Source organism: Neochlamydia sp. TUME1, assembly GCF_000813645.1.
GTDB lineage: Bacteria > Chlamydiota > Chlamydiia > Chlamydiales > Parachlamydiaceae > Neochlamydia.
Map to the genome: position 1 here is coordinate 1 of NZ_JRXI01000241.1, position 1243 is coordinate 1243.

Below are 1243 nucleotides of genomic sequence, written 5' to 3' on the forward strand. Positions count from 1 at the left end.
TTTTAGCTCACTCCAACTTAAAAAGTACTCATGGCCATTCTACAATTGAAAACGCTGCCTTATTTTTTCTGGAATATCTTCCAAAGGATTTCCCGCTAATTCAAGCTTGTGAAGCCGAGAAGACAATCGCCAGATCTCTACAGGAAGGCTGGTGAGCTGGTTTTAGTTTAAGTAAAGCTTTTGCAGCTGAGGCAGTTGCCCGATTTCTCCAGGCAGATTGGTGAGCTGGTTTTGATTTAAGTTAAGCCCTTGCAGCTCAGACAGCCGCCCAATTCCTGCGGGCAGACTGGTGAGCTGGTTTTGATCTAGGTCAAGCCATTTCAGCTGAGACAGCTGCCCGATTTCTTTAGGCAGGCTGGTGAGCTGGTTTTGGTTTAAGTAAAGCTTTTGCAGCTCAGACAGCTGCCCGATTTCTCCAGGTAGATTGGTGAGCTGGTTTTCTCCTAAGTAAAGCGTTTGCAGCTCAGACAGCTGACCGATTTCTCCAGGCAGATTGGTGAGCTGGTTTTCTCCTAAGTAAAGCGTTTGCAGCTCAGACAGCTGACCGATTTCTCCAGGCAGATTGGTGAGCTGGTTTTCTCCTAAGTAAAGCGTTTGCAGTTCAAACAGCTGACTGATTTCTGCAGACAGAGCGGTGAGCTCGTTTCGGCTTAAATCAAGCCCTTGCAGATGAGACAGCTGCCCAATTTCTACAGGCAGATTGGTGAGCTGGTTTTGATTTAAGTAAAGCCCTTGCAGCTGAGACAATTGCCCGATTTCTCCAGGCAAACTGGTGAGCTGGTTTTGATCTAGGTCAAGCCTTTGCAGCTGAGACAGCTGCCCGATTTCTTTAGGCAGATTGGTGAGCTGGTTTTGATTTAAGTAAAGCTCTTGCAGCTGAGGCAGTTGCCCGATTTCTCCAGGCAAACTGGTGAGCTGGTTTTGGCTTAAATTAAGCCTTTGCAGCTCAGACAGCCGCCCGATTTCTACAGGCAGATTGGTGAGCTGGTTTTGATTTAAGTAAAACCCTTGCAGCTGAGACAATTGCCCGATTTTTCCAGGCAGACTGGTGAGCTGGTTCTGATTTAAGTAAAGCACTTGCAGCTGAGGCAGTTGCCCGATTTCTCCAGGCAGATTGGTGAGCTGGTTCTTATTTAAGTAAAGGTTTTGCAGCTGAGACAGCTGACCGATTTCTGCAGGAAGGCTGGTGGGCTGGTTGAAGCTTAAGATAAGCGTTTGCAGCTTAGATAACTGGCATATTTCT

The 1243-nt window shown here is 47.1% G+C and carries 1 protein-coding gene; it reads right to left on the minus strand.

From position 1 onward, the window contains the following. Nucleotides 1-162: 162 nt before the first annotated feature. On the minus strand, nt 163-1243 hold a 1081-nt coding region (locus tag DB41_RS10330), incomplete at its 5' end, for a leucine-rich repeat domain-containing protein (RefSeq protein WP_052244131.1).